This window comes from Micromonospora sp. NPDC001898, assembly GCF_042891255.1.
Classification (GTDB): Bacteria; Actinomycetota; Actinomycetes; order Mycobacteriales; family Micromonosporaceae; genus Micromonospora.
In genome coordinates this window covers 508,016-532,735 of the sequence record NZ_JBIATC010000002.1, presented here as the reverse complement: position 1 = coordinate 532,735, position 24,720 = coordinate 508,016, and the positions used below count along the sequence as shown (strand labels likewise).

Genomic DNA, 24,720 nt, shown 5'->3' with positions numbered 1-24,720 from the left:
CTCGGTTCTCCTCTCAGCCGAGGAACAACTGGCGACGGGCGGCGGAGGACTCGAAGGCCTCCAGCCGGCGCTGGGTCTCGGCGGGCGCGGCGTCGCAGATGGCCTGGAGGACCACCATCGCCAGGGTCATCGGGGCGGTGTGCAGGTCGAACACCAGATCGGTGCCGACGGCGGCGGGGAGCACCACCTCGGCGTGGTCGGTGGCCGGGCTGACCGGCGAGTCGGTGATGGCCACCACGGTGAGCCCGGCGGCCCGCGCCTCGCGCAGCGCGTCCAGGGTCTCCCGGGGGTAGCGGGGCAGCACGAACGCCAGCAGGGCGGTCGCCCCGGCGGCGGCGGCCTGTTCGAGGCGGTCGGTGAGCAGGCTGCCGCCGTCGTCGAGCACCCGTACGTCCGGGTGCACCTTGGCGGCGAAGTACGCGAAGTACGCGGCCAGCGGCGCGGCGGCCCGCAGCCCGAGCACCGGCAGCGGGCGGCTCGCGGCGAGCAGTTCGCCCGTCTCGGCGATCCGGTCCGGGTCGGCGAGCTGCCCGGCCAGCCGCTCCAGGTTGGCCGCCTCGGCCCGGACGGCGCGTTGCAGCTCGTTGCCGCCGTCGGAGGACCCGCCGGTGGCCGCACCGGTCAGTTCGCGCAGCCGGCGGCGCAGTGCCGGGTAGCCGTCGTGGCCGAGCGCCACGGCGAACCGGGTCACCGACGGTTGGCTGACCCCGGCCAGCTCGGCCACCTCGGCCGCGGAGAGGTATGCCGCCGTGGCGGCGTGTTGCACCAGGCTGTGCGCGATCCGGCGCTGCGTGGGCGTGAGCCGCACGCCCCGGAAGAGGTCGAGCACCCGGTCGGCGGACGCCGCGACGGTGGCTTCCTCATTCATGCGGCGACTCTATGCATGGGAACTTTCACGGGCAACCCCCGACGTTGACCGAGTTCCTTGCCGTGGCCGGCGGAAGACCTGATCGCGCTGGTGCGGCAGCTCGGCGGACCGGCCGTGCTGGTGGGGCACTCGATCTCGGGCGGCGCGGTCACCGTCGCCGCCGCCGGGGCGCCCGAGTCGATCACCGGCGTCGTCGACCGTGGCCTGACCTCCTACGAGCGCAGGGCCCCCGGCCCGGGAACACCGGCGGAGCGATGCTCCGGGCTGACAAGTCTCTGTACTATCCGCACGGCGGGTGAGCAAAGGAGTGTGGGGCATGCAGCCGGACGGTCCGTACAGGTTCACCGAGGTGATGGGCGTTTGCCAGGTCGGCAGAGCCTGGTGGGCCGTCGACGGGCAGGACCGGCTGGTCACGGTCGCGGTACTCGACCCGCTGGTGGCCGAGCACCTCGAGTGGCGGCGGGCCTTCTCCGGCATGGCCGACATGTTGGCCGCGCCCGGCGGCGGTGGCCGCCCCTACATCGGCGCCGACTTCGACGCCGCCGTGCCCTGGGCCGCGTACGCCGCCGACGGCGGGCCCGGCGCGGAGCACCTCTTCCAGGCGCTCGGCCACCCGATCCGCGCCGAGCAGGCGCGCGACGACAGCACGGTCGCGATGCTCCATATGCCCGTCCACCCGGCCACCGGGCCGACGGCGCACCCGGCCACCGGGCCGACGGCGCACCCGGCCACCGGGCCGACGGCGCACCCGGCCACCGGGCCGACGGCGCACCCGGCCACCGGGCCGACCACGCAGCCGACGTCGGGTGGACCGACGTCCGGTGGGCCGATCCCCACCCAGTCGACCTCCGGCGGGCCGGTCGCCGCGTGGGCGTTGCAGGGCGACCCGTACCAGCTTCGACCGGACTCCGGACAGCCGCACCCGGTCTCGGGGGTCCCGCAGTCCGTCTCCGGGGTCCCGCAGTCCGTCTCCGGGGCAGCGCGGTCGGTTTCCGGGCCGCCCCGCTCGGTCTCCGCGGTTCCGGGGTTCGCCACCGACCGGCCCGTGTCGGTGCCGCCGCAGCACCAGCCGGTGAGCGTCCCGCCGCACGACCCGTTCGCCTCGCCGGTCCGTCGCATCCAGCCCTCCGCGTCGCCCCGGCGGGGTGGCGTCGGGCCGCTGGCCGCCGTCGCGGCGCTGCTGCTGGTCGCCCTGGCGGCTGGCGGGGTCGGCGTCTGGGGCGTCACGGCCGACGGCCCCGAGGCGCCGGCGCCGACCGCCACGTCCACCGCCTTCCCGAGCGCCACCCCGGTCAGCCCCGGCCTCAAGCCGTGGGCGCAGGCCGCGCTGCGCAGCCCCGAGGAGCGGGCGCTGGCCACCGTCGGGCCGTCCATGGTGTTCATGGAGGTCGTCGTCACCGGGTACGTACGGAACAAGGTGGACAACGCGCTGCTGCGCAAGGCCCCGGTCATCCTCAACCGGCGGTGCACCGGCTTCGTGGCCCGCCCCGACGGGCACGTCCTGACCAACAGCCAGTGCGTGCAGCCGACCCCGGAGATCCTGCTCTCCAACGCACTCAGCGCCCTGGGCAACGCGCTCGCCGCAGGGGGCACCCTCGAGCGCTCCGAGGTCGCGGCCTTCGTCAAGGCCCGGCAGCGGACCGCCGTCTTCACCGGTCCCGAGGCCGGGACCCAGCCCGAGGCCCGGCTGTACGGGCAGCTCAACGTGGCCAAGGGCGACGTCACCGACACCCCGGCGATCCCCGGCACCGTCGTGCGCGCCCTCACCTTGGAGGAGGGCAACGTCGCGCTGGTCAAGCTGGCCCAGGAGAACCTCCCCACCGCCGAGCTGAACCCGTCGGCCACCGTCGCCGCAGAGACCTCCCTGCTCGTCCTCGGGTACGGCACCACGGACACCAGCTACCGCTCCGCCACGTACACGGTGTCGTCGAAGCCGGTGACGGTGACCGGGGTGGACGCCCCGTCGCCGGTGAACGCGTACCGGATCAACGATGACCTGGGGCTCTACTCGCGGGGCGGCATCGCCATCGACGCCGGCGGGCGGGTGGTCGGAATGCTGGACAACGACATCCTGCGCCCCGACAAGGCCAACCGGGTGGTCGTCCCGGTGTCCGCCGTGGCCGGCCTGCTCGGCGCGGCCGGCGTCGAGAACAGCCTCGGCGAGGTTGACAAGCGGTACCGCAGCGGCCTGGACGCCTACTTCGCCGGTCGGAACTCCGCCGCGATCAGCGAGCTGGACGGCGTCGTGCGGGACTCGCCGGCGAACCTGCTGGCGCAGGTCTACCGGCAGGCGGCGGTGGACAGCGGCGGCACCGACGGCGGGGCGGACCGGCCGGGCTGGGCGGTACCGCTGCTCGCCGTGGCCGGGGGCGCGTTCGCGGCCGGGCTCGTCGGCCTGGTGGTGCTGCTGTTGCGGCGGCGCGGCCGGGCGTAACGGCAGGGTGCGGTCAGCGGCCGGGTGCGGTCGTTCCGGTGAGGTACGGGCCGACCCGGGTGCGCAGCACCACCAGGGCGAACGCCCAGGGCAGCACCAGCGCGGCGGCCAGATCGAACCAGCCGCCCTCCGGCGGGGTCCGCAGCACCCACAGGATCGCCGCGTGGCTGAGCACGACGGCGATGCCGCACGCCGCGAGCCAACCGCTCGCCCGGGCCACCCGAGCGCCGACGTGCCCGTCCAGCCCCTCGGCGAGCCGGACCAGGCCGCCGCTGATCAGCACGGCGGTCAGCACGCCCAGCACGGGCCGGCCGAAGTCGCCGGCCTTCACGTCCAACGGGGTGCTCAGGCCGGTGGCCACCAGGACTACGCCGAGCGCCAGCATCGCCGCCGCCAGGCCCACCGGCACGCGCTCGCGGAATCGGCGCAGCAGCCGGCCGGCGAGCACGAAGACCAGGCAGGCCGGGACGAGGAAGACCCCGAGCGGGCCGGCGGTGACCGCGCCGGGCGCGAGATGAGCGGCGACCAGCCCGCCCAGGGCCACCGCCCAGGTGACCGCCGCCGGGAAACGCTCCAGCCAGCGGTACGCGACGGCGATCAGCAGGAGCACCGAGACGAACCAGAACGCCGAGAAGGGCCGGACGGCAGCGGTGCCGCCCCACAGCGCGGAGCGGAACGCGCCCTCGGCCGCCTCCCCGGTGGCGGCGTCGGCGACGGCCAGCGCGGCGAAGAGCAGCAAGAACCACGTCACGTACGGCAGGCCGAGGGTTCGCCAGCGCTTGCGCAGCTCGCCGTGCAGCGGGCGTCCGGGCGTCCAGAAGTAGCCGGTGAGCAGGAAGAACAGGGGCACGTGCCAGGTGTAGACGGCGGCCCGGGTGACGCTGTCGCTCCACACGTGACCGACGACCACGGCGGCGATGCCCACGACCCGTAGGAGATCGACTCCGGCGGATCGGGTGCTTACCGGTGCCGTCGTGCTGGTTGCCGCCATGGCGCGCATCATCGCAGACGTGTCCGGCCGGTCCGGTCCACCCCCGAGGGCAGACCCGGGGGCCTCGCACGCCGTGCATCGCATAGCCTTGCCCGCGACGAGCAGCCCGACCGGGTGGAGGTGCGAGGGTGTCCGGTGTCCGCGCCCAGGTGCATCGCCTGCGGTCGGTGCCGCGTCCGGCCTGGGTCGCCGTGGCGGTCGTCGGCCTGCTCCTCGCCTCGGTCGCCGTGGTGGTCTGGCCGGCGTCGAGGTCGGGGGAGTCGCGGGCCGCCTGGTCCGCGGGCGAGGGCGCGCCGACGGCCCGGCCCGCCGCCCCTGTGGACGCCACGGCCTGCGCGGCCAACGTGGCGACCATGACGGGCTTCGTCCCCGTCTCCGCGCTGGACCTGCCCGCGCGTGCCGACTGGCGGGACCGCCCGCCTGCGTACGCGTTCGACCGGACGGCGGAGGTGGCCCGGGGCTTCGACCGGGTCGGCTACTGCCTGGAGCTGACCGGCCCGGCCGGCCCGAAATGGGTCTGGACGGCGCTGGAGCCGTTCACCGCCGACGCCCGCCGCCTCGGCCCGCCCGGCCGCGACGGCCGGATCGTCCGGCAGCGGGTCAACGACGTGGAGGTCGCCACCAACGTCGCGGGCCTGAGCACCGGCACCGGCCTGCCGGGCTACCTGGAGATGTGGCCCAACTCGTACGGCCCGGGCAGCTCCGGGCAGGTCTCCGGCGCGTCCGGCGTCCGGTACGACGCCGACGACGACGTGTTTCCCGCCGTCGGGTACGGCTCGTTCCAGGTGCACCTGGTCGGCGGCACCCGGCCGTCCCCGGTCGCGCCGCAGACCGTGCTGGCCGTCAACGGGTTCACCTCGAACGCCGCGCCGCTGTCGCTCGGCATCGGCACCGCGCCCGGGGATCGTCCCGACTGGACGTTCGCGGCCAACGCGACCGAGTTCACCCAGCGCCGGCTGACCGTGTACGCCCGGCCGTCGGTGCTCGACGTGACGCAACATCCCGCCGACCGCCAGCTCTATCCCCGCGACGCCGGCAACGGCGCGACGGTCGCCGTGTCCGGCAGGGTCACCGACCCCCGGGTCACCGCCGTCCAGCTCAAGGTCAGCAGCGGCGCCGACGGCTGGGAGGAGACCGTGCCGGCCGGAACCGCGCGGGCCTTCGCCCTGCGGCACCGGATCACGGCAGGGCTGCGCGAGTACCGGGTGGAGCTGCGGGTGCTCGGCGACGGGGTGGCTCGCCGGGTCGGCCTGTGGGAGGGCGTGGTGGCCGGCGACATCTACGTCATCCAGGGCCAGTCCAACGCGGTCGCCGGCATGCAGCGGGGCTCGGCGGCGGGGGAGGAGTCCCCCTTTCTGCGCAGCTACGGCTCGCCCGTGGCCGACCGTGCCCTCTCCGCCGCTGACCGGAGCTGGCACTACGCCGTCGGCGACGCGGCCCGGCAGCCGGGCTCGGTCGGGCAGTGGGGCATCCGGGCGGCCCACCGGCTCATGGACACCTACCGGATTCCGGTGGCCGTCCTCAACGGCGCCGAGAACGGCCGGCAGGTCTCCCACTTCCAGCGCCACGACGCCGACCCCGACGACCTGGGCAGCAACTACGGCCGGCTGCGACGGCGGCTCAAGGCGGCCGGGGTGATCGGCGACGTGCGCGCCGTCCTGTGGTTCCAGGGCGAGGCTGACAACAACCGGGCGGCCGCCCACGTCGCCGGGGTCACGGCGCTGCTGCGGGACTGGCGCGCGGACCTCGGCGCCAACGTGGACCGGGGGACCCGGTACTACGTGTTCCAGGTCCGCACCTCCCCGTGCGGCGACAGCGGCACTCCGGAGCTGCGCGAGGCGCAGCGCCGGATGGGCGACACCCTCGGGGTGACCGTGCTGTCCACCAACGGGCTCTCCGGCCACGCCGGCTGCCACTTCGACTGGGAGCGGGGGTACCGCGAGCTGGGCGACCAGGCGTTCGCCGTGCTGGCCCGGGACCTCCACAAGGGGCCCGGCGCGGGGGTCGCCCCGCCGAACCCACGCTCCGCCGCCTTCACCGACGCCGCCCGCACCGAGCTGGTCGTCACGCTCCGCGACGACGCCCCGCTGACGGTCGACCCCGGCGTCGGCGTCGACTTCCGCCTCGCCGGCACCGCCGCCACGGTCGTCGGGGTCGCCTACCGGGCGAGCGGCCGGCTGGTCCTGACCCTCTCCGGCCCGGCCGGCGCCGCCACGGCGGTGAGCTACCTGGGCCGGGCCGGGGCGGGGCCGTGGATCGTCAACCCCACCGGCACCGGCCTGCTCACCTTCGCCGACCTGCCCATCGCCCCCGGCCCGTGATGGCGGCGCCGTCCACCGGCCCCGTAGCGGGCGGGCGGTGCGCAGGCGTCACCCACGACCGGGTCAGCATCAACGCCAGGAGGATCCAGGACAGGCCGTCGACCGAGAGCGGGTTCCACACCACCTCGGTGAGCGAGTAGACGAGCAGGAGCACGACCGGGGCCTTCGCGGTGAACGCCCGCCCGTCGTCGACCCGCCCGTGCAGCAGCGCCGTGGCCCACAGCGCCCAGACCGCCAGGGCGACGAATCCGCCGGCGAAGACGACCAGCACGTACCCGGAGTGGAAGAAGTGCGTCGGCGCGTCCCCGGCGTCCTGCAGCCGGTACCACTTCGACACGCCGATCCCGGTGGCCGTCGCGTCGGCGAGGTGCTCCCGGGCGACGATCCAGATGTTGCCCCGGTTGCTCAGCGTCGTCCTCGACGCCGTCCACATCAGGTACGTGGCGACGCCGACGGACGCCAGCACCAGCGCCACGCAACCGGCCAGGTGGATGCGGACGTACCGGCGGCGGCGCTCCAGCAGGAAGCTGCCGAGCAGCCACGCCCCGGCGGCGGCGAGCGCCAGGTAGCTGGTGCGCGAGCCCGTCGCCACGATGATCAGCAGGCAGAAGACGGTCGTCGCCGCCAGCTCGGCGCGGCGCAGCGCGCAGACGGCGGCGACCAGCGTGAACGACGCGATCAGCGCGATGTAGTTCTCAGAGTCGAAGAAGCTCTTGAACAGCGCCCCCGCGGCCGAGCACTTCTCCAGCTTCCCGGCCGTGCAGGACCGCCACGCCGCCGAACCGGTCAGGGCCGTCGGGATCGTCAGCACCGCCAGCACGGCCAGCCCGAGGTGCGCTGTCGCCCGCGTGGTCAGCGCCGCCCGGCCGGCGAGGAGCGCCCCGGCGAGCAGCAGCAGCCCCGCCGCCGCGTACGCCACCAGCCGCGACCCGTAGAGCCCCGCCCCGGTGAGGGCGTCCACGGCGACGCACCAGACCAGCAGCGCGGCGGCCGCCACCCAGGCGACCCGCAGCCACCGGTCGTCGGGCCCGCGCAGGCTGAGGCCGCCCCGGCTGCGCAGGTTAACGCCGCCCCGGCTGCGCAGGTCGTGCCGGCCAGACCAGAGCACCCAGGCCAGCAGGCCCGCCACGAGCACCCCGATGAGCGCGGAGCTGTGCTCCCCGGCGAGCACCGGCGCGGCGTTCGCGCCGACCGCGAACGCGACCAGCGCGACGGCGGTCCGCGCGTCGCCGAACGAGGCGACGATCTTCCCGCGCGTGGCCAGCAGCCACCCGGCCACCGCCAGGCCGCCGACCGTCAGCAGGACTCCGAAGAGGGTGACCAACTCAATCCCTTTCTCTGGTCGACGCCGGGTGCGGCGCGACGGCGGCGGCCGGACGATCGCGGCGGACGACGGCGGCGAGGAGGCCCCAGAGCAGCGCCACGAGGAGCGCGTCGCAGACCAGACTGGACACGACGGCGCCCTGCCAGCCGTATGCCGGGATCAGCCACACGTTCAGCCCCGCGTTGACGACGCCGACGGCGATCTGGCAGACCGTACGCCGCCCCTGCAAGCGGCTGCCCGACAGGGTGTCCGCGGCCAGGTAGTGCAGGGACTTCAGCACCAGCAGCGCGCTGAGGCCCTGCAACGCGGGCGTCGCCGCCGCGTACTCCGCGCCGAAGACCAACGGCATCGTCGGAGCGAGCGCGACCAGAAGCAGGGCGGCGGGAACGCTGAACGCCAGGTACTTCGGCAGCAGCGAGCGGGTCAGCCGCAGCGCCGCCCGGGGGCCGGCGCGGCCCGCCTCGAAGAAGCGGGGGTACGCGACCGCCGCCATCGACCGCGCCGGCGTGTACGCGAAGTCGACCACCCGGTACGCCGCCGCGTACACGGCCGCGCCCTCCGGGCTGCCCAGCCGCGACAGCATCACCTTGTCGAGGTCGTTGTAGACACTCTGGGCCGACAGCCCGACGGCGAAGAGCATGCCGGTGCGGGCCTGCGCGAACGAGCCGCGCACGTCCACCGGCAGGCGGCCCGGGCCGCGCGCGCCGTACCAGAGCACCGGCAGGCAGACCGCGCCGGAGACGACGACGGCCGTCACGGCCCACGCGTGCAGGGCCAGCGGACCCGTCGCGGCCAGCGCCAGGACCACCGCCGCGACCAGCCGGCACACGTGCAGCAGGGCGGGGATCAGCGAGGCCGCGAAGACCCGGCCCCGGGCCTGGACCGAGGCCGCCACGACCTCGACGAGCCGCCAGGCCAGCAGGTCCGCCACGGCCAGCGCGGCGACGTCCACCAGGCGCACCTGTCCGCCCCAGATCGTCACCCCCGCCGCGGTCACCAGGATGGCCGCGCCCGCGCCGAAGGTGGCGGTCAGCACCAGGCCGCGGGCGAGGTGGCGACGCCACTCGGCCGGCGCGTCGGCGTAGCTCTGGAAGATCAGGCTGGGCGCGCCGGCCGACGCGAACGGAGACACCACCGCCACGAGCGCGGTGACGCCGACGAACAGCCCGTACGCCTCGATCGGCATCTCCCGGGCCAGCAGCACGAAGAGCACGCCCTGCGCGAGGGTGCGCAGCAGCGTGCCGACCAGGAACGTGCCCGAGCGGCGCAGGAAGCCGTCGCTCCGGCGGCGGTGCGCCGGCGCGGCGGGGCCGCCCGGCCGGTCGGCCTCGGTGTCCGCGACGGTCATCGGGTCAGCTCCTGGACCCACCGGCGGCTCACCACAGCCGGGTCGAGAGTCGCCGACCGGGCTTGCCACGCGCGGGCGAAGTCGTCCGGGCCGGGCCGGCCGTCCCCGGTCAACCGCCGCACCACCTCGGCGAGCGCCGCCGGGCCCGGCTCCGCCGCCAGGGCGCCGGGCACCAGGGCCGGGATCAGCTCGTCCAGCGCGGGCACCGGCAGGGCGGCCACGGGCAGCCCCGCCTCGGCCGCCTCGACCACGCTGAACCCGAACGTCTCGGCCCGCGACGGGTGCACGAGCAGGTCCGCCTCGGCGAGCAGCCCGCCCACCCCCGGCACCCGGCCCAGGAACGTGGCCCGGTGCGCCACGCCCAGCTCCCGTGCCCGGGCCTGCAGCAGCACCCGTTCCTCGCCGTCCCCTGCGAGTGAGAGCCGGTACGTCTCCGGCAGCAGCGCCAGCGCGTCCAGCGCACAGCCGTGGTTCTTGTACGGGCGGAACGCGGCCGTGGTGACCAGGTGGATCCGGTCGGGGTCGGCCACCGGTCGGGGCGGGACGTTCGGGCCCACCGGCACGGGGTTGGTAATCGTGACGACGGGCTGCCCGGGGGCGAGCCTTCGCACGGTCCGCGCCACGCCGTCGGAGACGGCCACGACGAGCCGGGGACGCAGCGCGGCGGCCCGGCTCGCCCGGGCCAGCGCGCGCACCCGCCGGTCGATGTCCAGCCGGGCCGGCAGCAGCGAGTGCTCCCAGGCGACGAAGTCGCGGCCGGTGCCGGCGAGCGCCGCGCCCACCGGCACCGCCCCCCACAGCCCGCTGGCCACCACCTGCACGTCGGCTGGCAGGGCGCGCAGCCGGCGGCGCAGCGGCGGCACGGCCTCCACCAGCCGGGTGATCCGGGTGCCCAGCCCCAGGTGGTCGACGGCCAGGTCGTCGAGGCCGGCCGGGACGGCCCGGGACAGCACGGTCGCGGAGACCTCGACCCCCTGCGCCCGCAGCCCACGCATCAGCAGCACGGCCGCCCGCTCCATGCCGTACAGGGGCTCCAGCTGCGGCAGGACGAAGTGCAGGCGCATCAGCGGACCCCGTCGCCCGGTCGCGCGTCGGCGGCGCGGGACCCGCGCAGGGCGAGCCGCTCCAGCGTCGCCCGGGGCACGAGGCCCAGCGCGGCGATGGCCGCGTTGGGCGCCGACGGCGGCGAGTTGCGCCGGATGGCGCGCACCAGCTCGCGCGCGCCCGCCCAGTCCCGCGCCTGCAGGGCGTACCGCAGGGTCTGGGCGGCGACGAAGTCGGCGAATGTCTCCGGCTCCCACACCCCTTCCCACCGGCGCGCCCACTGCCACGAGGTGCGCCAGTCGGCGCCCGCCGAGATCGACCCGGGGCTGCCCACGGTGTAGACGGTGGTGGCCTCCGGCACCTGCGCGATCCGCGTGCCGGGGAGGCGGGCGGCCCGGACCAGCCAGTCCCAGTCCTGGTGGCGGGGGAGGGTCTCGTCCCACGGGCAGGCCGTGGCGAGCCGGTGGGTGGTCAACAGGGTCGAGGTGGCCAGTGACTGGCGGCCGACGCCGAGGCGGCGGCGGCGGAAGAGGTAGTCCTCCGGCCGGACGTCCGCGCCGATCAGCTCGGTGGGCGTCGCCGTCGGCAGCGGCTCGCCGCCGGCCTTGCGTTGCAGGATCCGGGACGACACCACCGGCTGCCAGCCCTCGGCTGCCAGCTGCTCCAGGACGGGAAGCTGGACCGCCAGCTTGGTGGGCAGCCAGGCGTCGTCGTCGTCCAGGAACGCGACGTGGGTGCCGGGCGCGGCGTGGGCGACGCCGAGGTTGCGTGCGTACGAGCCCCGCCGGCCGCCACCCGTACGGACCACCTCGTCGATCTCCCCGCGCAGCGCGTCCACCGTCGCCGGCACCTCGGGCAGGTCGCAGACGACCACGACGTGCACGGACACCCCCCGCTGGGCGCGCGCAGACAGGACCGCCTCGGCGATGCTGGGCCGGCCCGTCGTCGGGATCACGACCGTAACGTCCGTCAACTGAATCTCCACAGAACTCGGGGAAGGGGGCGCGCTGTCCTCGGCGGGCCGTCGGGGCACCGGTCAGCGCCCACCCGCGCGGAACACCTCCGCCACGGTGCGCAGCAGCACCTTGGCGTCCAGCCACAGCGACCAGTTCTCGATGTAGTAGTTGTCGAAGCGTGCCCGGTCGGAGATCGGGGTGTCCCCGCGCAGGCCGCTGACCTGCGCCAGCCCCGTGAGCCCGACCGGGGCTCGGTGCCGCATGGAGTAGGTGGGGTACTCGGCGGAGAACTTCTCCACGAAGTACGGGCGCTCCGGGCGCGGCCCGACCACGCTCATGTCGCCGCGCAGGATGTTCCACAGCTGGGGCAGCTCGTCCAGGGACGTGCGGCGCATGAACCGCCCGACGGGTCCCACCCGCCGGTCGTGCGCGATCGACCAGTTCGTCCGCGACTCGTGCTCGTCCACCGGGCGCATCGAACGGAACTTGATGATGCGGAACGTCCGGCCGTGCCGGCCGATGCGCTCCTGGTGGAAGAAGATGTCCCGCCCGCCGTCGAGGAACGTCGCGACCGCGCAGAGCAGCAGCACCGGGCTGAGTAGGAGCAGCGCCAGCGAGGCGAAGGCGATGTCCGACGCGCGCTTGAGCGCCCACCGTGGGCCGGAGAGGGTGATGTCGCCGACCTTGACGATCGGGATCGCCCCGATGTGGTCGCCGGAGGATCGGGAGCCCCAGAGCCGGGGCACCGCCCATAGATCGCAGCCCGCGTTGCCCGGCCGGTGCAGGACCTCCATCAGCACCGGCTCCGGGCAGCCGGGGTCGGCGATGAGCAGCACCTCGCACTCGACCATCGCCACGAGCTTCTCGAGCTGGTCGAGCGTGCCGATCAGCGGGTGCGCGCTGGGCGCCGGCCGCGCCGCGGCGTCGACGCAGCCGACGAAACGCAGCCCGTACTGGGGGTAGCGGCGCAGCAGGCGGGCCAGCTCCACCGCCGTCGGCCCGCTGCCGATGACGATCGCGTTGTGCTCCACCCACCGGCGCCTGCGGGCGACGAGGGTGAACTCGCGGGTCAGCGCGCGGCCGACGACGACCAGCCCGGCGGCGAGGGCCACCTGCCGGGTGAAGCCGAGCACGTACTCGGCCGACCCGTGGCGCAGGGCGGCGATGATGGCGACGATCGCGCCGCAGGCCAGCAGGCGACCGGAGAGGCTGGGCAGTTCGTCGAGGAAGCTGACGTGCCGGCGGGCCCGATACAGGCCGCCCGCCGCGAAGAACGCGACAGTCAGCCCGGCCATCACCAGCGTGCCGCGCCAATGCTGGTGGGGCAGCGCCAGCGGCACCAGCAGCGCGGCGATGTCCACCGGGGCGGTCATCATCCAGGCCCGCAGCCACCGGGTCCGCCGGGAGGCGCGCGAACCGGCGTACGGCAGCACCGCCGTCGTGTCCAGGCCGGGCACGCTCACCCGCTCGCCGTCGGCCCGGGGCGAGGGGAACCACGCACCGCGGTCCCGGTCCTGCACGGTCGCCGGTACGCCCCACGGCGCGGCGTCGTCGCGCGGCGCGGCGGCGTGGTCTCCCGTCGCCGGTTGGCCTGACATGTCGGTCCTTCCCCCGTGGCCGCCACGGACGGCACGGGTCGGTCCGTGGTGGCGCACGAAGGATACGAGTGCCGCGCGCGCCCCGACAGGGCCGACAGTGCAGTCCGGCGTCCTACTTCCCGGCGGCGCCCAGAATCTCCGGCACCGCGTCCCGGCGTACGGCGTCGTAGAAGGTCTTCGCCTTGGCGGTGTCCGCGAAGACGACGCTCTCGCTGCCGACCCGGCCCGTGCCCCGCGTCGGGCTGGTGAAGAACACCAGGTTGCGGCCGCGCAGCCCGCGCAGGTCGGCCGCCGTGTCCATCAGGGACAGCTCCTTGTCGACGGAGACCGCGGCCGAGGACGCCTTGACGAAGTCGTTGAGGCGGCCCGGGCTGGTGAGGATGCCACCCGAGGCAGCCTTGTCGAGGATCGCCTTGATGACCTGCTGCTGGTGCCGGATGCGGGCGAAGTCGCCGTCCGGGAACTGCTTGCGCTGCCGCGCGTAGTCCAGGGCGGTCTCCCCGTCCATCGTCTGCATCCCCTGCCGGAACGTGCGGAACGGCGGGTGGATCGAGGTGAAGGTCTTCTCCGCGTAGACGTCGATGCCGCCGAGGGCGTCGATGATCTCCGTGAAGCCGGCGAAGTCGATCACCGCGACGTGGTCGACGCGGACCTGGGTGAACTCCTCGACCGTCTGCACCATCAGCGGGATGCCGCCCCATGCATACGCGGCGTTGATCTTGGCGTCCCGGCCACCGTTCCCGGCCCTCGACCGTGGCACGTGCACCCACGTGTCCCGGGGAATCGAGACCAGCTGCGCGCTCTTCCGGTCCTTCGGCAGGTGGGCCAGGATGATCGTGTCGGTCCGCGAGCCCGTGGTGCCGTCCGGGTCCCGGGAGTCGCTGCCCAGCACCATGATGTTCATGGCGTCCCCGGCCACCACCGGCGGCCGGTTCTCCTGCGGCACCTCCGTGAAGGCGTCCACCCGCTCGATGTCCTTCTCCACCGAGCGCAGGTAGAGTGCCGCCGCGCCGCCGCCACCGGCCCCGAGTAGGGCGACCACCAGCAGCGTGACGAGCGCGATCCGCCGGCCCCGGCGACGGCGCGCCGGGGGCCGCGGCTCCACGTCGGAGGCGGCGGCCGCCGGGCCGGGCGGCGCGGACCCCGCGAGCTGCTGACGATCTGGCATGGGCGCATGCTACTGACTCCCCGCCCTGCCGGGGGTCCGGGCCCGTGACCCCCTCCGGCGGCGAGGGCCCCGCGCATCGCCCGGACCTGGTACAACCCTCCAGTGGACGTGACGAAGCTCCGCCGGGCCATCGCCCGCACCCGGCTCGCCCCGGTCGCCGCCTTCCCCAAGCGGCTCGCCCGGGTGGCCCGGCACGATGCCAAGGTGCTCCGGGCCTCCGCCCGGTGGCTGGTCACCTCCCGGGAGCACCACAACTACACATACGAGCTGACCAAGCTGAGCCGGCAGCACCTGGCCTGGTTCGTCAGCGTCGCGTGCGACGTGCCGGTGGCCCGGGTCCGGGGCTGGTTCGCCGAGATCGAGGGCGACGAGGAACTGCGCGGGCACATCGAACGGGCCACCGCCGAGGCGTCCCGCCGGGGCCTGGCCGACCGGAAGGTCCGCTACGCCCGCCGGATCGGCTGGTACGCCATGGTCCGCGCCACCCGCCCCGCGCACGTCGTGGAGACCGGCGTCGACAAGGGACTGGGCAGCTGCGTGCTGGCCGCAGCCCTGCTGCGCAACGCCGCCGAGGGGCACCCCGGCCGAGTCACCTCGCTGGACATCAACCCCGAGGCCGGTTACCTGGCCCGCACCGCGCCCTGGTCGGAGGTGGTCGACCTGGTCGTCGGCGACTCCATCGCCTCGATCGAGGCCCTCGACCGTCCCGTCGACCTCTTCCTGCACGACAGCGACCACAGCCGGGCGCACGAGAAGCGCGAGTTCGACGCCGTCGAGCCGAAGCTCGCCCCCGGCGCGCTGCTGCTCACCGACAACGTCACCACCACCAACGTTCTCGCCGAACACGCCGAACGCACCGGCCGCCGCTTCCTCGCGTACCGGGAGACACCGGCCCGGCACTGGTACCCGGGCGACGGGATCGGGGCGGCCTGGTGAGGCAGGCGGCCGTGCACACGTACCCGGTCGAGGGCCGGCGCCGCCTGGACCACGACGGCGCGGGCCGGGCCGTGGGGCCTGGCCGGCGACCGGCGTTGGCGGGTGGGTCACAGCTGCTCCGCCATGGTCAGGTCGGGCGGCCCAGGGGGCGCGGGCGCGTGCACCGGGCGGAGTGTCAGCCGGCGTGGTACCCGACCGCGACGTCGAGAACCCAGGTGACGCCGAAGCGGTCCCTGAGCATGCCGTAGAGCGGGGCCCAGCCGGCGGGGCCGAGGTCCTGGACGACGGCCGCGCCTTCGGACAGGCCCTTCCAGTAGGTGGTGATCTCGTCCTCGTCCTGGCTGCGGACGGAGACGAAGACCGGCTTGTCACCCGGGCTGTAGGACTGGTTGCCGGGCACGTCGTAGGCCATGACGTGGAAGCCGTTGTCCGCCTGGACCTGGCCCCACATGATCTGGTCGGCCTCGGCCGGGGCCGAGACGTTGTGGGCGTCGGAGTAGGTCACCAGGGCGAGCTGGCCGCCGAACACGGACTGGTAGAACCTCAGCGCCTGGCGGGCGTCGCCGCGGAAGTTCAGGTGGGTGGTGGTGGTGATGCTCATGATGGCTCCTGTCGAGCGATGTCGAAGGGGAGATGGCCGGATCGCCGGGGCTGCCCGGCTGAGAGAAGACTCGCAGCAGTAGGTGTCAGGATGTGGCACCTACTACGGGGCAGAATCAAATTCATGCCGAAAACCTCCGCCCGATTGCTGGCCCTGCTGTCGCTGCTGCAGGCCCGCCGGGACTGGCCCGGCACGCTGCTGGCCGAACGCCTGGACATCAGCCTGCGCACCGTGCGCCGCGACGTCGACCGGCTGCGCGAACTCGGCTACCCGGTAGCCGCAGTCAAAGGCCCCGACGGCGGCTACCGGCTCAGCGCCGGCACGGAACTGCCCCCGCTGCTGTTCGACGACGAACAGGCAGTCGCCCTCACCATCGCCCTGCAGATCGCCGCCACCACCCCCGGCGACGGCCTGGCAGAGTCCGCCGCCCGGGCACTGAACACCATCCGGCAGGTCATGCCCGCCCGGCTACGGCACCGCGTCAACGCCCTGCGAGTCACCGCCGTAGAGCCGCCCACCACTCGGCCGGGCGCACCGGTCGACGGCGACGTGCTCCTGGCGATCAGCGCAGCCGTCCACGCCACCGAGGTGCTGCGCTTCGACTACGGCTCCGGGAGCGCGGACAAGCCCGCGCGCCGCGTCGAGCCCCACCACGTCATCACCTGGGACGGACGCTGGTACCTCGTCGCATGGGACCTCGACCGCGACGAGTGGCGCATCTTCCGCGTCGACCGGATCACCCTGCGCACCCCGAACGGGCCCCGGTTCACCCCGCGCGCGCTGCCCGGAGGAGACGTCGCCACCTACGTCATTGGCAGGTTCCGCGGCTCCGACGACGCCTCCGAGGGCTGGCCCTGCCAAGGCACCGTGATCCTCGACCTGCCCGCCGCCACCGTAGCCCTCTACACCCGCGACGGCGTCGTCGAGGAATTCGGCCCCGGCCGCTGCCGGCTCACCCTCGGATCATGGTCATGGCCCAGCCTCGCCGCCGCCATCGCCCGATTCGACGCCGACATCGTCGTCATCGGCCCCGACGAACTGACCAACGCCTTCGCACACCTCGCCCGCCGCTTCACCAGAACCGCAGCCGGTTCCGGCACCGCGGCGCCGACGCCCTGAGTCGAGGCGAACGGGTGAGCGGGCGAGCACCGAGCCCGGACGGGCGAGGGCGGTCAGGCGGTCGGGGCGGCGTCGGGGCCCCCGACGGCGGTCAGGTCGAGCCACATGAGGATCTCGTCCCGGTCGTCGCCCGGGGCGACCCGCAGCGCGCCCGGCAGCCGGCCCACCTCCCGGTACCCGAGCCGCGCGTAGAACCGCTCCAGCCCCAACCCGCCCCGCACCGTGATGTGCAGCGCCTCCCGACCCAGCGCGCGGCCGAGCCGCTCCGCCTCGCGCAGCAACGCCAGCCCGTGCCCCCGGCCCTGGGCGTCGGGGTGCACCATCACCCGCTTCAGCACGCACCAGTGCGCCTTGAGGTGGAACCGGTTGTCGGCGTAGACCAGCACGGCGACGGGGCGTGCGCCGTCGTACCCGACGAGCAACCGGTCCGGGCCGTCGACGAGATCGGCGAAGGTCGCCTCGGCGGCGGGGCGGACGTCGGCAACGGTGACCGGCGCGACGAAGCCGACCGCGCCGCCGGCGTTGGTGACGTCCACCCAGAGGCGGACGATCTGCTCACGCAGTTCCGGGGTCAGCTCGGGGTCGAGTACGAAACGCAGACTCACGCCGCCATCCTGGCCCAGCCGTCAGCAGGGGCACTACGTGTCGTGACGTGCGTGACACCTTCCTCGGCGGGTGGTGTCAGGTGAAGAAGTAGGGCCGACGGGATTCGAACCCGCACTGGTACGGACCTAAACCGCATGCCTCCTGCCGTTGGGCTACGGCCCCTTTACCGCGTACACCGCCATCTTCCACGACCACTGAGGCGGCCGACGAAGCCGCCGGCCGATCGGAAAACCCGTTGGTGTCACGGCCATCGGATCGTAGACCACATCGGGTGCGACCACATCTGGCCGGCGGGCCCCGGCGTACGTGGCGGTCTGGCTGTGGCAGTTGGGGCAGAGTAGCCGCAGGTTGTGCGGGCGGTTGTCCAGGAAATCGCCGTTGATGTGATCGACGTGCAGCGTGAGCGGTGCCCCCTGCCAGTTCGGGCCGGTGCCGCACACCTCGCACTCCTCCGGCAGCCCGATGAATGCCAGCGCTCGCTTCAGCCGGCTCCCGGCGACCCGTCGCGACCCCTCGGGCCGCCGGACCAGGAGCGCCGACGCCGGAACCCGGATGTTGCGTTCTCCCCGGTTGTGAGCACCTCCGGTGAAGTGCGAGGTATCGATACCGAAGCGCTTGAGCTGACGGCTGATGTGCGCGTGCGAGCCGCCGCTGAGGCGCACGCCCAGCAGCCGCATCACCTCGGTGATGCTGCGGGCCTGTGCTGCCGCAGTAGCCAGCGCCTCCGGCGGATATTTGTAACGAACCACGTGCGAACGGTAGTGGACCGGTGTGACGGTCTCAGTCCAGCCCGAGGTCGCGGCGCAGCTTGGCGACGTGGCCGGTGGCCTTGACGTTGTAGAGCGCCCGCTCGATCTTCCCATCCGGGTCGATGACGAAGGTGGACCGGATCACCCCGGTCACCGTCCGCCCGTACGACTGCTTCTCGCCGTAGGCCCCGTACGCGGTGAGCACCTCCTTGTCGGCGTCGCCGACCAGCGGGAAGGTGATGGCGTCCCGGTCGCGGAACTTCGCCAGCTTTTCCGGCTTGTCGGGGGAGATGCCGACCACCTCGTAGCCGGCCGCCTGGAGCGAGGCGAGCGAGTCGCGGAAGTCGCACGCCTGCTTGGTGCAGCCGGGGGTCATCGCGGCGGGGTAGGCGTACAGGATGACCTTCCGGCCGCGCAGGTCGGCCAGGGAGAGGGTCTCGCCGGTGTCGGTCGGCAGGGTGAACTCGGGCGCGGGGTCACCGGGGTTGAGGCGGGCGGGCGCGGTCATGGCGGAAACCATACCGCCGCCCCGGCGCGGGCCGGAGGGGGCGACGCGCCGGGCAGCCGTGATCAACTTCATGGCTTGTTGCAAGCTATTGGCAACAGCGGTTCTGTGGAAATAGGCTTACCTCGTCGGTGCGGGCCCGCCCACCGCGCCCCGGGAGGTCGAGTGGAAACCCTGGCGATGCACATCTCCAACGGGATCGTCAACGGTCCCGTCGCCGCCCTCTTCGCCGCCTTCGCGCTGGCGGTGCTGGCCCTGTGCGTGCTGCGTGGCCGGCGCGACCTGGACGACCGGCTCGCCCCGATGGCCGGCCTGGTCGCCGCGTTCATCTTCGCCGTCCAGATGCTCAACTTCCCGATCTTCACCGCCGGCGTGAGCGGTCACCTGCTCGGCGGCGCGCTCGCCGCGATGCTGGTCGGCCCGTGGGTGGGCGCGCTCTGCGTGGCGGTCGTGCTGGTCGTGCAGGCGCTGGTCTTCGGCGACGGCGGGGTGGCCATGCTCGGCCTGAACATCAGCAACATGGCCGTCCTCGGCACCGCCGCGGCGTACCTGCTGATCACCCTGCTGCTGCGGGTGCTGCCCCGCACTCCGGCCGGGCTCGGCGTGACCGCCTTCGTCTCGGCGCTGGTCGGCGTCGTCGTCGCGTCCCAGGGCTTCGTGCTCCAGTACTGGCTGGGCGGCACCACCGACCTGGGTGGCAACCTGGCCGGCCTGGCCGGCACCATGGCCGGCGCCCACCTGCTGATCGGCATCGGCGAGGGCCTGATCACCGCGACCACCGTGGTCACCGTCGCGAAGGTCCGCCCCGATCTCGTGTACGCGCTGCGCGCACTGAAGCCGGCCGCGCCGGCTCCCGCCGTCCCGGTCGCCGGAGGTGCCCGATGAGCAAGCGTCCCTGGGGATTCGTCGTCGGTGGCCTGCTGGTCGCCCTGCTGCTGGCCGGCGTGGTCAGCAACTACGCCTCGTCACACCCGGACGGGTTGGACTCGTCGCTGCTCAAGGGCTGCACGGTCGACGCCGAGGACGAGATCACCGGCGGCAGCTGCCCGGCCCAGCAGACGCGGGACCACGAGCTGGCCGACAGCCCGCTGGCCGACTACGGCATCCGGGGCGTGGACAACGACTTCCTCTCCACCGGCCTCTCCGGCGTCCTCGGGGTGCTGCTCACCTTCGCCGTCGGTGGCGGCGTGTTCTGGTTGCTGCGCCGCCGGGGCTCGAGGCAGGGCACCGGCCACGCCACCGCCGCCGGACCGACCGGCGGGGACCGGGCCGGGGGCGACCCGGTCGGTGGCGGGCGCGGCGACGACGCCTCGCGCGTGGCGAACAGCCGGTAGGCGGGACGGCGATGGGGGCCGGTCACGCCCACGTGCTCTACCGGGAGTCGACCTCGCCGGTGCACCGCCTCCCACCGGAGGTGAAGATCGCCGCGATGGTGCTGTTCACCGTCGCGGTGGTGGCCACCCCGCGCGCGGCGTTCTGGGCCTTCGGCGGGTACGCCCTGCTGGTCGCGGTGGTGGCCGCGCTGGCCCGGGTGGGGCCGGGCTGGCTGCTCAGCCGGGCGGTGATCGAGCTGCCGTTCGTGCTGTTCGCGTTCGCGCTGCCGTTCCTCGGGGCGGGCGAGCGGGTCGACGTGGCGGGGCTGAGTCTCTCCGTCGACGGGCTGCTCGGCGGGTGGAACATCATCGCCAAGGGCACCCTCGGCGTACTGGCGTCGCTGCTGCTCGCGGCGACCACGACGACCCGGGACCTGATCGTCGGCCTGGACCGGCTGCGCTGCCCGCAGATCCTCACCCAGATCGCCACCTTCATGCTGCGCTACCTGGACGTGCTGGTCGGCGAGGCCCGCCGGATGCGGGTGGCCCGGGTCTCCCGGGGGGACGACCCGAGGTTCCTGTGGCAGCTGCGTGGGTTCGCCGCCGGGATCGGGGCGCTGTTCCTGCGCGCGTTCGAGCGCGGCGAGCGGGTCTACCTGGCGATGGTGTCGCGCGGCTACTCCGGCCGGATGCCGGCGGTCTGGCAGGGCGCGGGCGCGGCGACCGCCGGGCAGTGGCTGGTCGGGTCGGCGGTGCCGCTGGTCGCGGCCACCATCGCCGGGGCCGCCGTCGTCCTGCAATGATCGGGTACGTGCAGACCCCGGCTCCTGTCTCCCTCGACGTGCGCGGCGTGCGGTTCGCCTATCCGGACGGGCATGTCGCCCTGCACGGGGTGGACCTGACCGTGCCGCGCGGCGAACGGGTGGCGCTGCTCGGCCCCAACGGCGCCGGCAAGACCACCCTGGTGCTGCACCTCAACGGCATCCTCACCGCCACCGAGGGTTCGGTGCGCGTCGGCGGGCTGACCGTCAGCCGGGACCGGGGCACCCTCGCGGAGATCCGCCGCCGGGTGGGCATCGTCTTCCAGGACCCGGACGACCAGCTCTTCCTGCCCACCGTCGCCGAGGACGTGGCGTTCGGGCCGGCCAACCTGGGGCTGCGCGGGGCGGAGCTGGCGGCCCGGGTGGACGAGGCCCTGGCGGCGGTCGGGATGGGCGAGCACCGGGACCGCACCCCGCACCACCTGTCGTTCGGGCAGCGCCGCCGGGTGGCGGTGGCCACGGTGCTGGCCATGCGGCCGGAGATCCTGGTGCTCGACGAGCCGTCGTCGAACCTCGACCCGGCGGCCCGCCGGGAGCTGGCCGGGATCCTGCGCGCCCTGCCGGTGACGCTGCTGATGGTCACCCACGACCTGCCGTACGCGCTGGAGCTGTGCGACCGCTCGGTCATTCTCGACGAGGGACGGATCGTCGCCGACGCCCCCACCCGCGCACTCCTGGCGAACCAGGAGTTGCTGTCGACCCACCGCCTGGAACTCCCCTACGGCTTCACCCCCAGCCCTGACCCGGGGGCGGTCAGGGAGCCCGGGTGCCCGGTGGATGGGCGCTAGGACGGTTCGTTCCCCAGCGCGAGCCCATGATCGACGCTGGAGGGCGGTGGGGTGGGGCGGGCCGCGGCGGCGCGGAGGCGGAGGACTCCGGCGGCCGTGGCGCCGGCTCCCGCAGCCAGGATCACGGTGACCAGGAGGCGGGCCAGGCCGCCGGGCCAGGGGGCCGGGGGAACCGAGCGGCCGAGGACGGCGAGGTTGGTGACGCCGACGAACAGGGCCAGGCAGGCCCCGGCCAGCGCCAGCGCGAAGTCGGCGGCGGGGCGGCGGGCCAGCGCGTACCCGCCCGCCGCGAGCGCGCCCAGGCCGGTGAGCACCGCCCAGACCTGCCCGGCGAGCAGGCCGGCCAGCACCCCGCCCAGCCCGGACGCGCCGGCGTCCAGTTCCCGGCCGACGGTGAGCACGATCGCGGCCACCCCGCCGATGGCCAGCGCCGCGCCGACCCCGGCCAGCGCCCTGGCCGCCGCCGTGGTGCCGGCGGCCAGCAGCCCGGCGGCGCCCAGCGCGAGGAAGCCGAGGGTCGCCGCCACCCACCAGGGGTACGGGTCCGGCGGCGGCACCCAGTCGAGGGTGCCCCGGACCTCCACGGGCTCGGTGCCGTCGCGCAGCGGCACCGCCCAGTCCAGGACCCGCTGCTCCCGGGTCGGGTCGGCGCGTACCCGCGCGGGCGGGTCGGGCTCCTGCCACCGGATGCGCCGGTCGTGCCAGCGGGCCGTCGGCCCGTCGTCGATCTGCCGCCAGTCCGGCGCGGCGGCCGGGTCGGCCTGGGCGGGCAGGGTGGCGTCCCCCGACAGGGTCCGGTTCAGGTACGTCGCCGGGGAGCGGCTGTTCTCGAACACCCCGTCCGGCCCGATCCGCAGGTACGGCTCCCCGGAGTAGCCGATCACCTCGACCGGCCGCCCGGTGCGGTTGACCAGCTCCAGCCGGGCCCCCGCCTCCACCACCCGGACGGTCAGCCCCGGGCGGGCCGGGGCGACCCCGATCGCCTCGGCCCGGTAGTCGGTGCCGTCCGGGGCCTCCCCGCCGTGCGCGGCGGCCGGCGCGGCGGTGCCGAGGACGGCGACCAGCGCGGCGGCGGCGACCAGCCCGCCCCGGCGGACCAGCCCGCCCCGGCGCAGCGGCGCGGGGGTCACTTGCCGGCCGCCGCCACCGCCGCCGTGATGCCTGCGGGGCTGCGGTCGGAGAGTTCCTTGCCGTCGACCTTGATCGTCGGCGTGCCGGTGATCCCGGCCTTGCTCGCGTCCTCGGTGACGCGCTCGGTCCACGCCCGGTACGTGCCGTCGGAGACACAGGAGGAGAAGTCGTCCCGGTTGAGCCCGACGCCGGCGCCGATCTCGACCAGCTCGTCGTTGCTCAGCCCGGCGCCGCCCTCCGGCGGCTGCCGGTCGAACAGGGCGGCGGTGAACTCCCGGAACTTGCCGCCCTTCGCCGCGCACCCGGAGGCGGCCGAGGACCGGGTGGAGTACTCGGTGGTCGAGAACCGGTTGAGGTAGGCCACCGGGTGGAAGACGACCCGGGCCTTGCCCTCGTTGACCAGCTGCTCGATCGTTGCGCCGCTGCTCTGCTGGAACTGCTTGCAGGCCGGGCAGAGGAAGTCCTCGTACAGGTCGATGGTGGCCGGCCCGTCCCCGTACGCGACTCCGGTGCCGTTCTCGGTCGCGCCGGGCGGGGCGGTGAAGGTGTCGGAGCGCTGGCTGGACCAGACGGCCCAGCCGATCCCGCCGGCGATCACCAGCACGGCGACCGCCGCAACCGAGGTCCAGAGGGTCCGCCGCCGGCGGCGTTCCCGGGCCAGTTGTTGCCGGACCACCCGGGCGGTGTCCCGCTGTCCCTTGCGACTACTCATCCTCGTCCTCCACAGGTGCGCCCGCGAGCCAGCCGTCCACGGAGACGGGGGTGCGGGGCCAGCTCAGCAGGAATCCGGCCAGCGCCAGGAATCCCAGGTCCCGGAGGATCTCCGGGAGGTAGCTCGGGGCCTGTCCGGCGGCGAGCTGCCCGCCGCTGCCGAAGCAGCCGCAGTCGATGGCCAGGCCACGGGCCCAGGCCGAGGCGATGCCGGCGACGAAGACCACCAGCAGCGCGGCCGACACCCCGGCGGTCAGCCGGGTGGCCAGCCCCACCAGCAGCAGCAGCCCCAGGGCCAGTTCGACGAAGGGCAGCGCCGCGCCGATCACCGTCGCGACGTCGTACGGCAGCACCTGGTACGCGTTGACGGCGCGCCCGGAGGCGGCCAGGTCGCCGACCTTGGTCCCGCCGGCGACGAGCCAGACGGCGGCGAGCCCGAGCCGGGCGGCGACGCCCAGCCACGGGCGGACGGCGGGCCAGCGGACGACCCCGGTGCGTCGTGCGGTCATGGTCATTGGTCGCCCCGGCCCCGACGGAAGTTCCCGGTCATCCGGCGAGCGCGTCGCCGACCGCCTCGACCAGGTCGGCGCGGGCCCGGGCCACCCGGGAGCGGATGGTGCCGACGGGCACCCCCTCCACGGCGGCGGCCTCCGCGTACGACAGGCCGAGGAGTTGGGTGAGCACGAAGGCGCCGCGCCGCTCGGCGGGCAGCCGGCGTACCAGATCGGTGGCGCCGAGCTGCCCGGCGGGGTCCGGGTACGGGCGGTCGGCGTGCGCGTGGCCGACCAGCCGCTCGGCGAGCCGCCGCCGGCGGACCACGGTGCGCAGGTGGTCGGCGCAGGCCCGGCGGGCGATGCCGAGCAGCCAGGTCCGGGCGCTGGAGCGCCCCTCGAAGCCGGGCAGCGCCCGGAACGCCCGCAGGTAGGTCTCCTGGGTGAGGTCGTCGGCGCTGTCCCGGTCGACCAGCGCGGCGGCGAACCGCCACACCTCGGCCTGGGTGGCCCGGACGAACGCCGCCTGGGCGACCGGGTCGCCGCCGCGCGCGGCGAGCGCCCAGTCGGTCGCCGCGTCCCGGGCGGCGTCGACCGCCGGACCCCGGGCGCCGAGGCCCGCGGCATCGGGCGGGCCGATGGCGGCGGGGTCACGCGGGGCGGGGATCACGTCACATCAGGGTACGCGGCAGATCGGGGCCGGGCAGGGTCCTTCGGCCCTTCCATGGCGTGGCCCACTCGGGGAACTTTCCCGGTGCCCGGCCCGACTACCCGCTCATGACATGCGACGACGTGTGCGCGGCGTTGTCGGCGCGGCTGGACGGCGAGGACCGGCAGGCGCCGGCGGTGGGCGTCGGGTCCGGGCCGACGCGGGTGCCGGCCCGGGTCGCCGATCGG

General features: G+C 74.7%; 24 protein-coding genes and 1 tRNA gene. 8 read left to right on the top strand and 17 right to left on the bottom strand.

Going from position 1 to position 24,720, the window contains the following annotated elements; genetic code table 11:
• Positions 1 to 13: 13 nt before the first annotated feature.
• Positions 14 to 868: a MurR/RpiR family transcriptional regulator gene (locus ACFYZF_RS07050; protein WP_387016794.1), complete on the bottom strand. Its 855-nt coding sequence runs from the start codon at positions 866 to 868 to the stop codon at positions 14 to 16.
• A 316-nt stretch (positions 869 to 1,184) separates the two neighbouring features.
• On the opposite strand from ACFYZF_RS07050, the gene ACFYZF_RS07045 reads away from it, so the two are divergent.
• Positions 1,185 to 3,302 (top strand): trypsin-like peptidase domain-containing protein, encoded by a 2,118-nt coding sequence (locus tag ACFYZF_RS07045; RefSeq protein ID WP_387016792.1) that lies wholly within the window; start codon positions 1,185 to 1,187, stop codon positions 3,300 to 3,302.
• A 13-nt stretch (positions 3,303 to 3,315) separates the two neighbouring features.
• Here the strand turns inward: ACFYZF_RS07045 and ACFYZF_RS07040 are convergent, their stop codons facing one another.
• Complete coding sequence (locus ACFYZF_RS07040) at positions 3,316 to 4,293, bottom strand: acyltransferase family protein (protein ID WP_387016791.1); 978 nt, start codon at positions 4,291 to 4,293, stop codon at positions 3,316 to 3,318.
• Positions 4,294 to 4,421: 128 nt separating this feature from the next.
• Here ACFYZF_RS07040 and ACFYZF_RS07035 point away from each other — a divergent pair, with 128 nt between their 5' ends.
• Positions 4,422 to 6,614 (top strand): sialate O-acetylesterase, encoded by a 2,193-nt coding sequence (locus ACFYZF_RS07035; RefSeq protein WP_387016790.1) that lies wholly within the window; start codon positions 4,422 to 4,424, stop codon positions 6,612 to 6,614.
• Here ACFYZF_RS07035 and ACFYZF_RS07030 read toward each other — a convergent pair.
• From ACFYZF_RS07030 to ACFYZF_RS07005, 6 genes are all read right to left on the bottom strand, one after another.
• The gene (locus tag ACFYZF_RS07030) at positions 6,577 to 7,938 is read right to left on the bottom strand and encodes an O-antigen ligase family protein (protein WP_387016788.1); all 1,362 of its coding nucleotides are present in this window, start codon (positions 7,936 to 7,938) and stop codon (positions 6,577 to 6,579) included. The two genes, ACFYZF_RS07035 and ACFYZF_RS07030, sit on opposite strands and share 38 nt — an antisense overlap.
• Before the next feature lies 1 nt (position 7,939).
• Positions 7,940 to 9,286, bottom strand: a complete 1,347-nt coding sequence (locus tag ACFYZF_RS07025; RefSeq protein ID WP_387016787.1) for a lipopolysaccharide biosynthesis protein — start codon at positions 9,284 to 9,286, stop codon at positions 7,940 to 7,942.
• Positions 9,283 to 10,350, bottom strand: a complete 1,068-nt coding sequence (locus ACFYZF_RS07020) for a glycosyltransferase (protein ID WP_387016785.1) — start codon at positions 10,348 to 10,350, stop codon at positions 9,283 to 9,285. Before ACFYZF_RS07020 ends, ACFYZF_RS07025 begins: the two co-directional genes overlap by 4 nt.
• Positions 10,350 to 11,303 (bottom strand): glycosyltransferase, encoded by a 954-nt coding sequence (locus tag ACFYZF_RS07015; protein ID WP_387016783.1) that lies wholly within the window; start codon positions 11,301 to 11,303, stop codon positions 10,350 to 10,352. The genes ACFYZF_RS07020 and ACFYZF_RS07015 overlap by 1 nt, the downstream gene beginning before the upstream one ends.
• Positions 11,304 to 11,366: 63 nt before the next feature.
• Positions 11,367 to 12,884: a sugar transferase gene (locus ACFYZF_RS07010; RefSeq protein ID WP_387016781.1), complete on the bottom strand. Its 1,518-nt coding sequence runs from the start codon at positions 12,882 to 12,884 to the stop codon at positions 11,367 to 11,369.
• 112 nt (positions 12,885 to 12,996) lie between these two features.
• Complete coding sequence (locus tag ACFYZF_RS07005) at positions 12,997 to 14,052, bottom strand: LCP family protein (protein WP_387016780.1); 1,056 nt, start codon at positions 14,050 to 14,052, stop codon at positions 12,997 to 12,999.
• 102 nt (positions 14,053 to 14,154) lie between these two features.
• Between ACFYZF_RS07005 and ACFYZF_RS07000 the strand changes: the two genes are divergently transcribed.
• Positions 14,155 to 14,988 carry a class I SAM-dependent methyltransferase gene (locus ACFYZF_RS07000; protein WP_387016778.1) on the top strand — a complete coding sequence of 278 codons (834 nt, stop codon included), beginning with the start codon at positions 14,155 to 14,157 and terminating at the stop codon, positions 14,986 to 14,988.
• Between the two features lie 175 nt (positions 14,989 to 15,163).
• Here the strand turns inward: ACFYZF_RS07000 and ACFYZF_RS06995 are convergent, their stop codons facing one another.
• Positions 15,164 to 15,589, bottom strand: coding sequence for a VOC family protein (locus ACFYZF_RS06995; RefSeq protein ID WP_387016776.1), 426 nt, complete (start codon positions 15,587 to 15,589; stop codon positions 15,164 to 15,166).
• A 123-nt stretch (positions 15,590 to 15,712) separates the two neighbouring features.
• Here ACFYZF_RS06995 and ACFYZF_RS06990 point away from each other — a divergent pair, with 123 nt between their 5' ends.
• Positions 15,713 to 16,708: a helix-turn-helix transcriptional regulator gene (locus tag ACFYZF_RS06990; RefSeq protein ID WP_387016774.1), complete on the top strand. Its 996-nt coding sequence runs from the start codon at positions 15,713 to 15,715 to the stop codon at positions 16,706 to 16,708.
• A gap of 53 nt (positions 16,709 to 16,761) precedes the next feature.
• Here ACFYZF_RS06990 and ACFYZF_RS06985 read toward each other — a convergent pair whose 3' ends face one another.
• The 4 genes from ACFYZF_RS06985 to bcp all read right to left on the bottom strand — a co-directional run bounded on the left by ACFYZF_RS06985 (position 16,762) and on the right by bcp (position 18,571).
• Complete coding sequence (locus tag ACFYZF_RS06985; protein WP_387016772.1) at positions 16,762 to 17,313, bottom strand: GNAT family N-acetyltransferase; 552 nt, start codon at positions 17,311 to 17,313, stop codon at positions 16,762 to 16,764.
• An 89-nt stretch (positions 17,314 to 17,402) separates the two neighbouring features.
• A tRNA-Leu gene (locus tag ACFYZF_RS06980) sits at positions 17,403 to 17,476 on the bottom strand.
• Positions 17,467 to 18,063 carry an HNH endonuclease signature motif containing protein gene (locus tag ACFYZF_RS06975; protein WP_387016770.1) on the bottom strand — a complete coding sequence of 199 codons (597 nt, stop codon included), beginning with the start codon at positions 18,061 to 18,063 and terminating at the stop codon, positions 17,467 to 17,469. Before ACFYZF_RS06975 ends, ACFYZF_RS06980 begins: the two co-directional genes overlap by 10 nt.
• Before the next feature lie 31 nt (positions 18,064 to 18,094).
• Positions 18,095 to 18,571 (bottom strand): thioredoxin-dependent thiol peroxidase, encoded by a 477-nt coding sequence (gene bcp, locus ACFYZF_RS06970; protein WP_387016768.1) that lies wholly within the window; start codon positions 18,569 to 18,571, stop codon positions 18,095 to 18,097.
• A 162-nt stretch (positions 18,572 to 18,733) separates the two neighbouring features.
• On the opposite strand from bcp, the gene ACFYZF_RS06965 reads away from it, so the two are divergent.
• The 4 genes from ACFYZF_RS06965 to ACFYZF_RS06950 are packed head-to-tail and all read left to right on the top strand — an operon-like array spanning position 18,734 to position 21,490.
• Positions 18,734 to 19,453 (top strand): energy-coupling factor ABC transporter permease, encoded by a 720-nt coding sequence (locus ACFYZF_RS06965; RefSeq protein WP_387016766.1) that lies wholly within the window; start codon positions 18,734 to 18,736, stop codon positions 19,451 to 19,453.
• On the top strand, positions 19,450 to 19,902 hold the full coding sequence (locus ACFYZF_RS06960; protein ID WP_387016764.1) for a PDGLE domain-containing protein: 453 nt from the start codon (positions 19,450 to 19,452) through the stop codon (positions 19,900 to 19,902). The genes ACFYZF_RS06965 and ACFYZF_RS06960 overlap by 4 nt, the downstream gene beginning before the upstream one ends.
• 11 nt (positions 19,903 to 19,913) lie before the next feature.
• Positions 19,914 to 20,684: a cobalt ECF transporter T component CbiQ gene (gene cbiQ / locus ACFYZF_RS06955; protein WP_387016762.1), complete on the top strand. Its 771-nt coding sequence runs from the start codon at positions 19,914 to 19,916 to the stop codon at positions 20,682 to 20,684.
• Positions 20,681 to 21,490 (top strand): energy-coupling factor ABC transporter ATP-binding protein, encoded by an 810-nt coding sequence (locus tag ACFYZF_RS06950; protein WP_387016760.1) that lies wholly within the window; start codon positions 20,681 to 20,683, stop codon positions 21,488 to 21,490. Before cbiQ ends, ACFYZF_RS06950 begins: the two co-directional genes overlap by 4 nt.
• Here ACFYZF_RS06950 and ACFYZF_RS06945 read toward each other — a convergent pair.
• From ACFYZF_RS06945 to ACFYZF_RS06930, 4 genes are read right to left on the bottom strand one after another with little or no spacing between them, the layout of a single operon-like run.
• Positions 21,487 to 22,620 (bottom strand): hypothetical protein, encoded by a 1,134-nt coding sequence (locus ACFYZF_RS06945; protein ID WP_387016758.1) that lies wholly within the window; start codon positions 22,618 to 22,620, stop codon positions 21,487 to 21,489. The two genes, ACFYZF_RS06950 and ACFYZF_RS06945, sit on opposite strands and share 4 nt — an antisense overlap.
• Positions 22,617 to 23,333 carry a DsbA family protein gene (locus ACFYZF_RS06940; protein ID WP_387016756.1) on the bottom strand — a complete coding sequence of 239 codons (717 nt, stop codon included), beginning with the start codon at positions 23,331 to 23,333 and terminating at the stop codon, positions 22,617 to 22,619. The genes ACFYZF_RS06945 and ACFYZF_RS06940 overlap by 4 nt, the downstream gene beginning before the upstream one ends.
• Entirely contained in the window at positions 23,326 to 23,847 is a 522-nt protein-coding gene (locus ACFYZF_RS06935; protein WP_387016754.1) for a MauE/DoxX family redox-associated membrane protein, read from the bottom strand. The genes ACFYZF_RS06940 and ACFYZF_RS06935 overlap by 8 nt, the downstream gene beginning before the upstream one ends.
• A gap of 31 nt (positions 23,848 to 23,878) precedes the next feature.
• Positions 23,879 to 24,493 carry a sigma-70 family RNA polymerase sigma factor gene (locus tag ACFYZF_RS06930; protein WP_387016752.1) on the bottom strand — a complete coding sequence of 205 codons (615 nt, stop codon included), beginning with the start codon at positions 24,491 to 24,493 and terminating at the stop codon, positions 23,879 to 23,881.
• Between the last annotated feature and the right edge of the window lie 227 nt (positions 24,494 to 24,720).

Coding starts and splice junctions, on each gene's coding strand:
- ACFYZF_RS07050 (WP_387016794.1), bottom strand. CDS start 868: ATGAATGAGGAAGCCACCGTCGCGGCGTCCGCCGACCGGGTGCTCGAC.
- ACFYZF_RS07045 (WP_387016792.1), top strand. CDS start 1,185: ATGCAGCCGGACGGTCCGTACAGGTTCACCGAGGTGATGGGCGTTTGC.
- ACFYZF_RS07040 (WP_387016791.1), bottom strand. CDS start 4,293: ATGGCGGCAACCAGCACGACGGCACCGGTAAGCACCCGATCCGCCGGA.
- ACFYZF_RS07025 (WP_387016787.1), bottom strand. CDS start 9,286: ATGACCGTCGCGGACACCGAGGCCGACCGGCCGGGCGGCCCCGCCGCG.
- ACFYZF_RS07020 (WP_387016785.1), bottom strand. CDS start 10,350: ATGCGCCTGCACTTCGTCCTGCCGCAGCTGGAGCCCCTGTACGGCATG.
- ACFYZF_RS07010 (WP_387016781.1), bottom strand. CDS start 12,884: ATGTCAGGCCAACCGGCGACGGGAGACCACGCCGCCGCGCCGCGCGAC.
- ACFYZF_RS07005 (WP_387016780.1), bottom strand. CDS start 14,052: ATGCCAGATCGTCAGCAGCTCGCGGGGTCCGCGCCGCCCGGCCCGGCG.
- ACFYZF_RS06995 (WP_387016776.1), bottom strand. CDS start 15,589: ATGAGCATCACCACCACCACCCACCTGAACTTCCGCGGCGACGCCCGC.
- ACFYZF_RS06990 (WP_387016774.1), top strand. CDS start 15,713: ATGCCGAAAACCTCCGCCCGATTGCTGGCCCTGCTGTCGCTGCTGCAG.
- bcp (WP_387016768.1), bottom strand. CDS start 18,571: ATGACCGCGCCCGCCCGCCTCAACCCCGGTGACCCCGCGCCCGAGTTC.
- ACFYZF_RS06960 (WP_387016764.1), top strand. CDS start 19,450: ATGAGCAAGCGTCCCTGGGGATTCGTCGTCGGTGGCCTGCTGGTCGCC.
- cbiQ (WP_387016762.1), top strand. CDS start 19,914: ATGGGGGCCGGTCACGCCCACGTGCTCTACCGGGAGTCGACCTCGCCG.
- ACFYZF_RS06950 (WP_387016760.1), top strand. CDS start 20,681: ATGATCGGGTACGTGCAGACCCCGGCTCCTGTCTCCCTCGACGTGCGC.
- ACFYZF_RS06940 (WP_387016756.1), bottom strand. CDS start 23,333: ATGAGTAGTCGCAAGGGACAGCGGGACACCGCCCGGGTGGTCCGGCAA.
- ACFYZF_RS06935 (WP_387016754.1), bottom strand. CDS start 23,847: ATGACCATGACCGCACGACGCACCGGGGTCGTCCGCTGGCCCGCCGTC.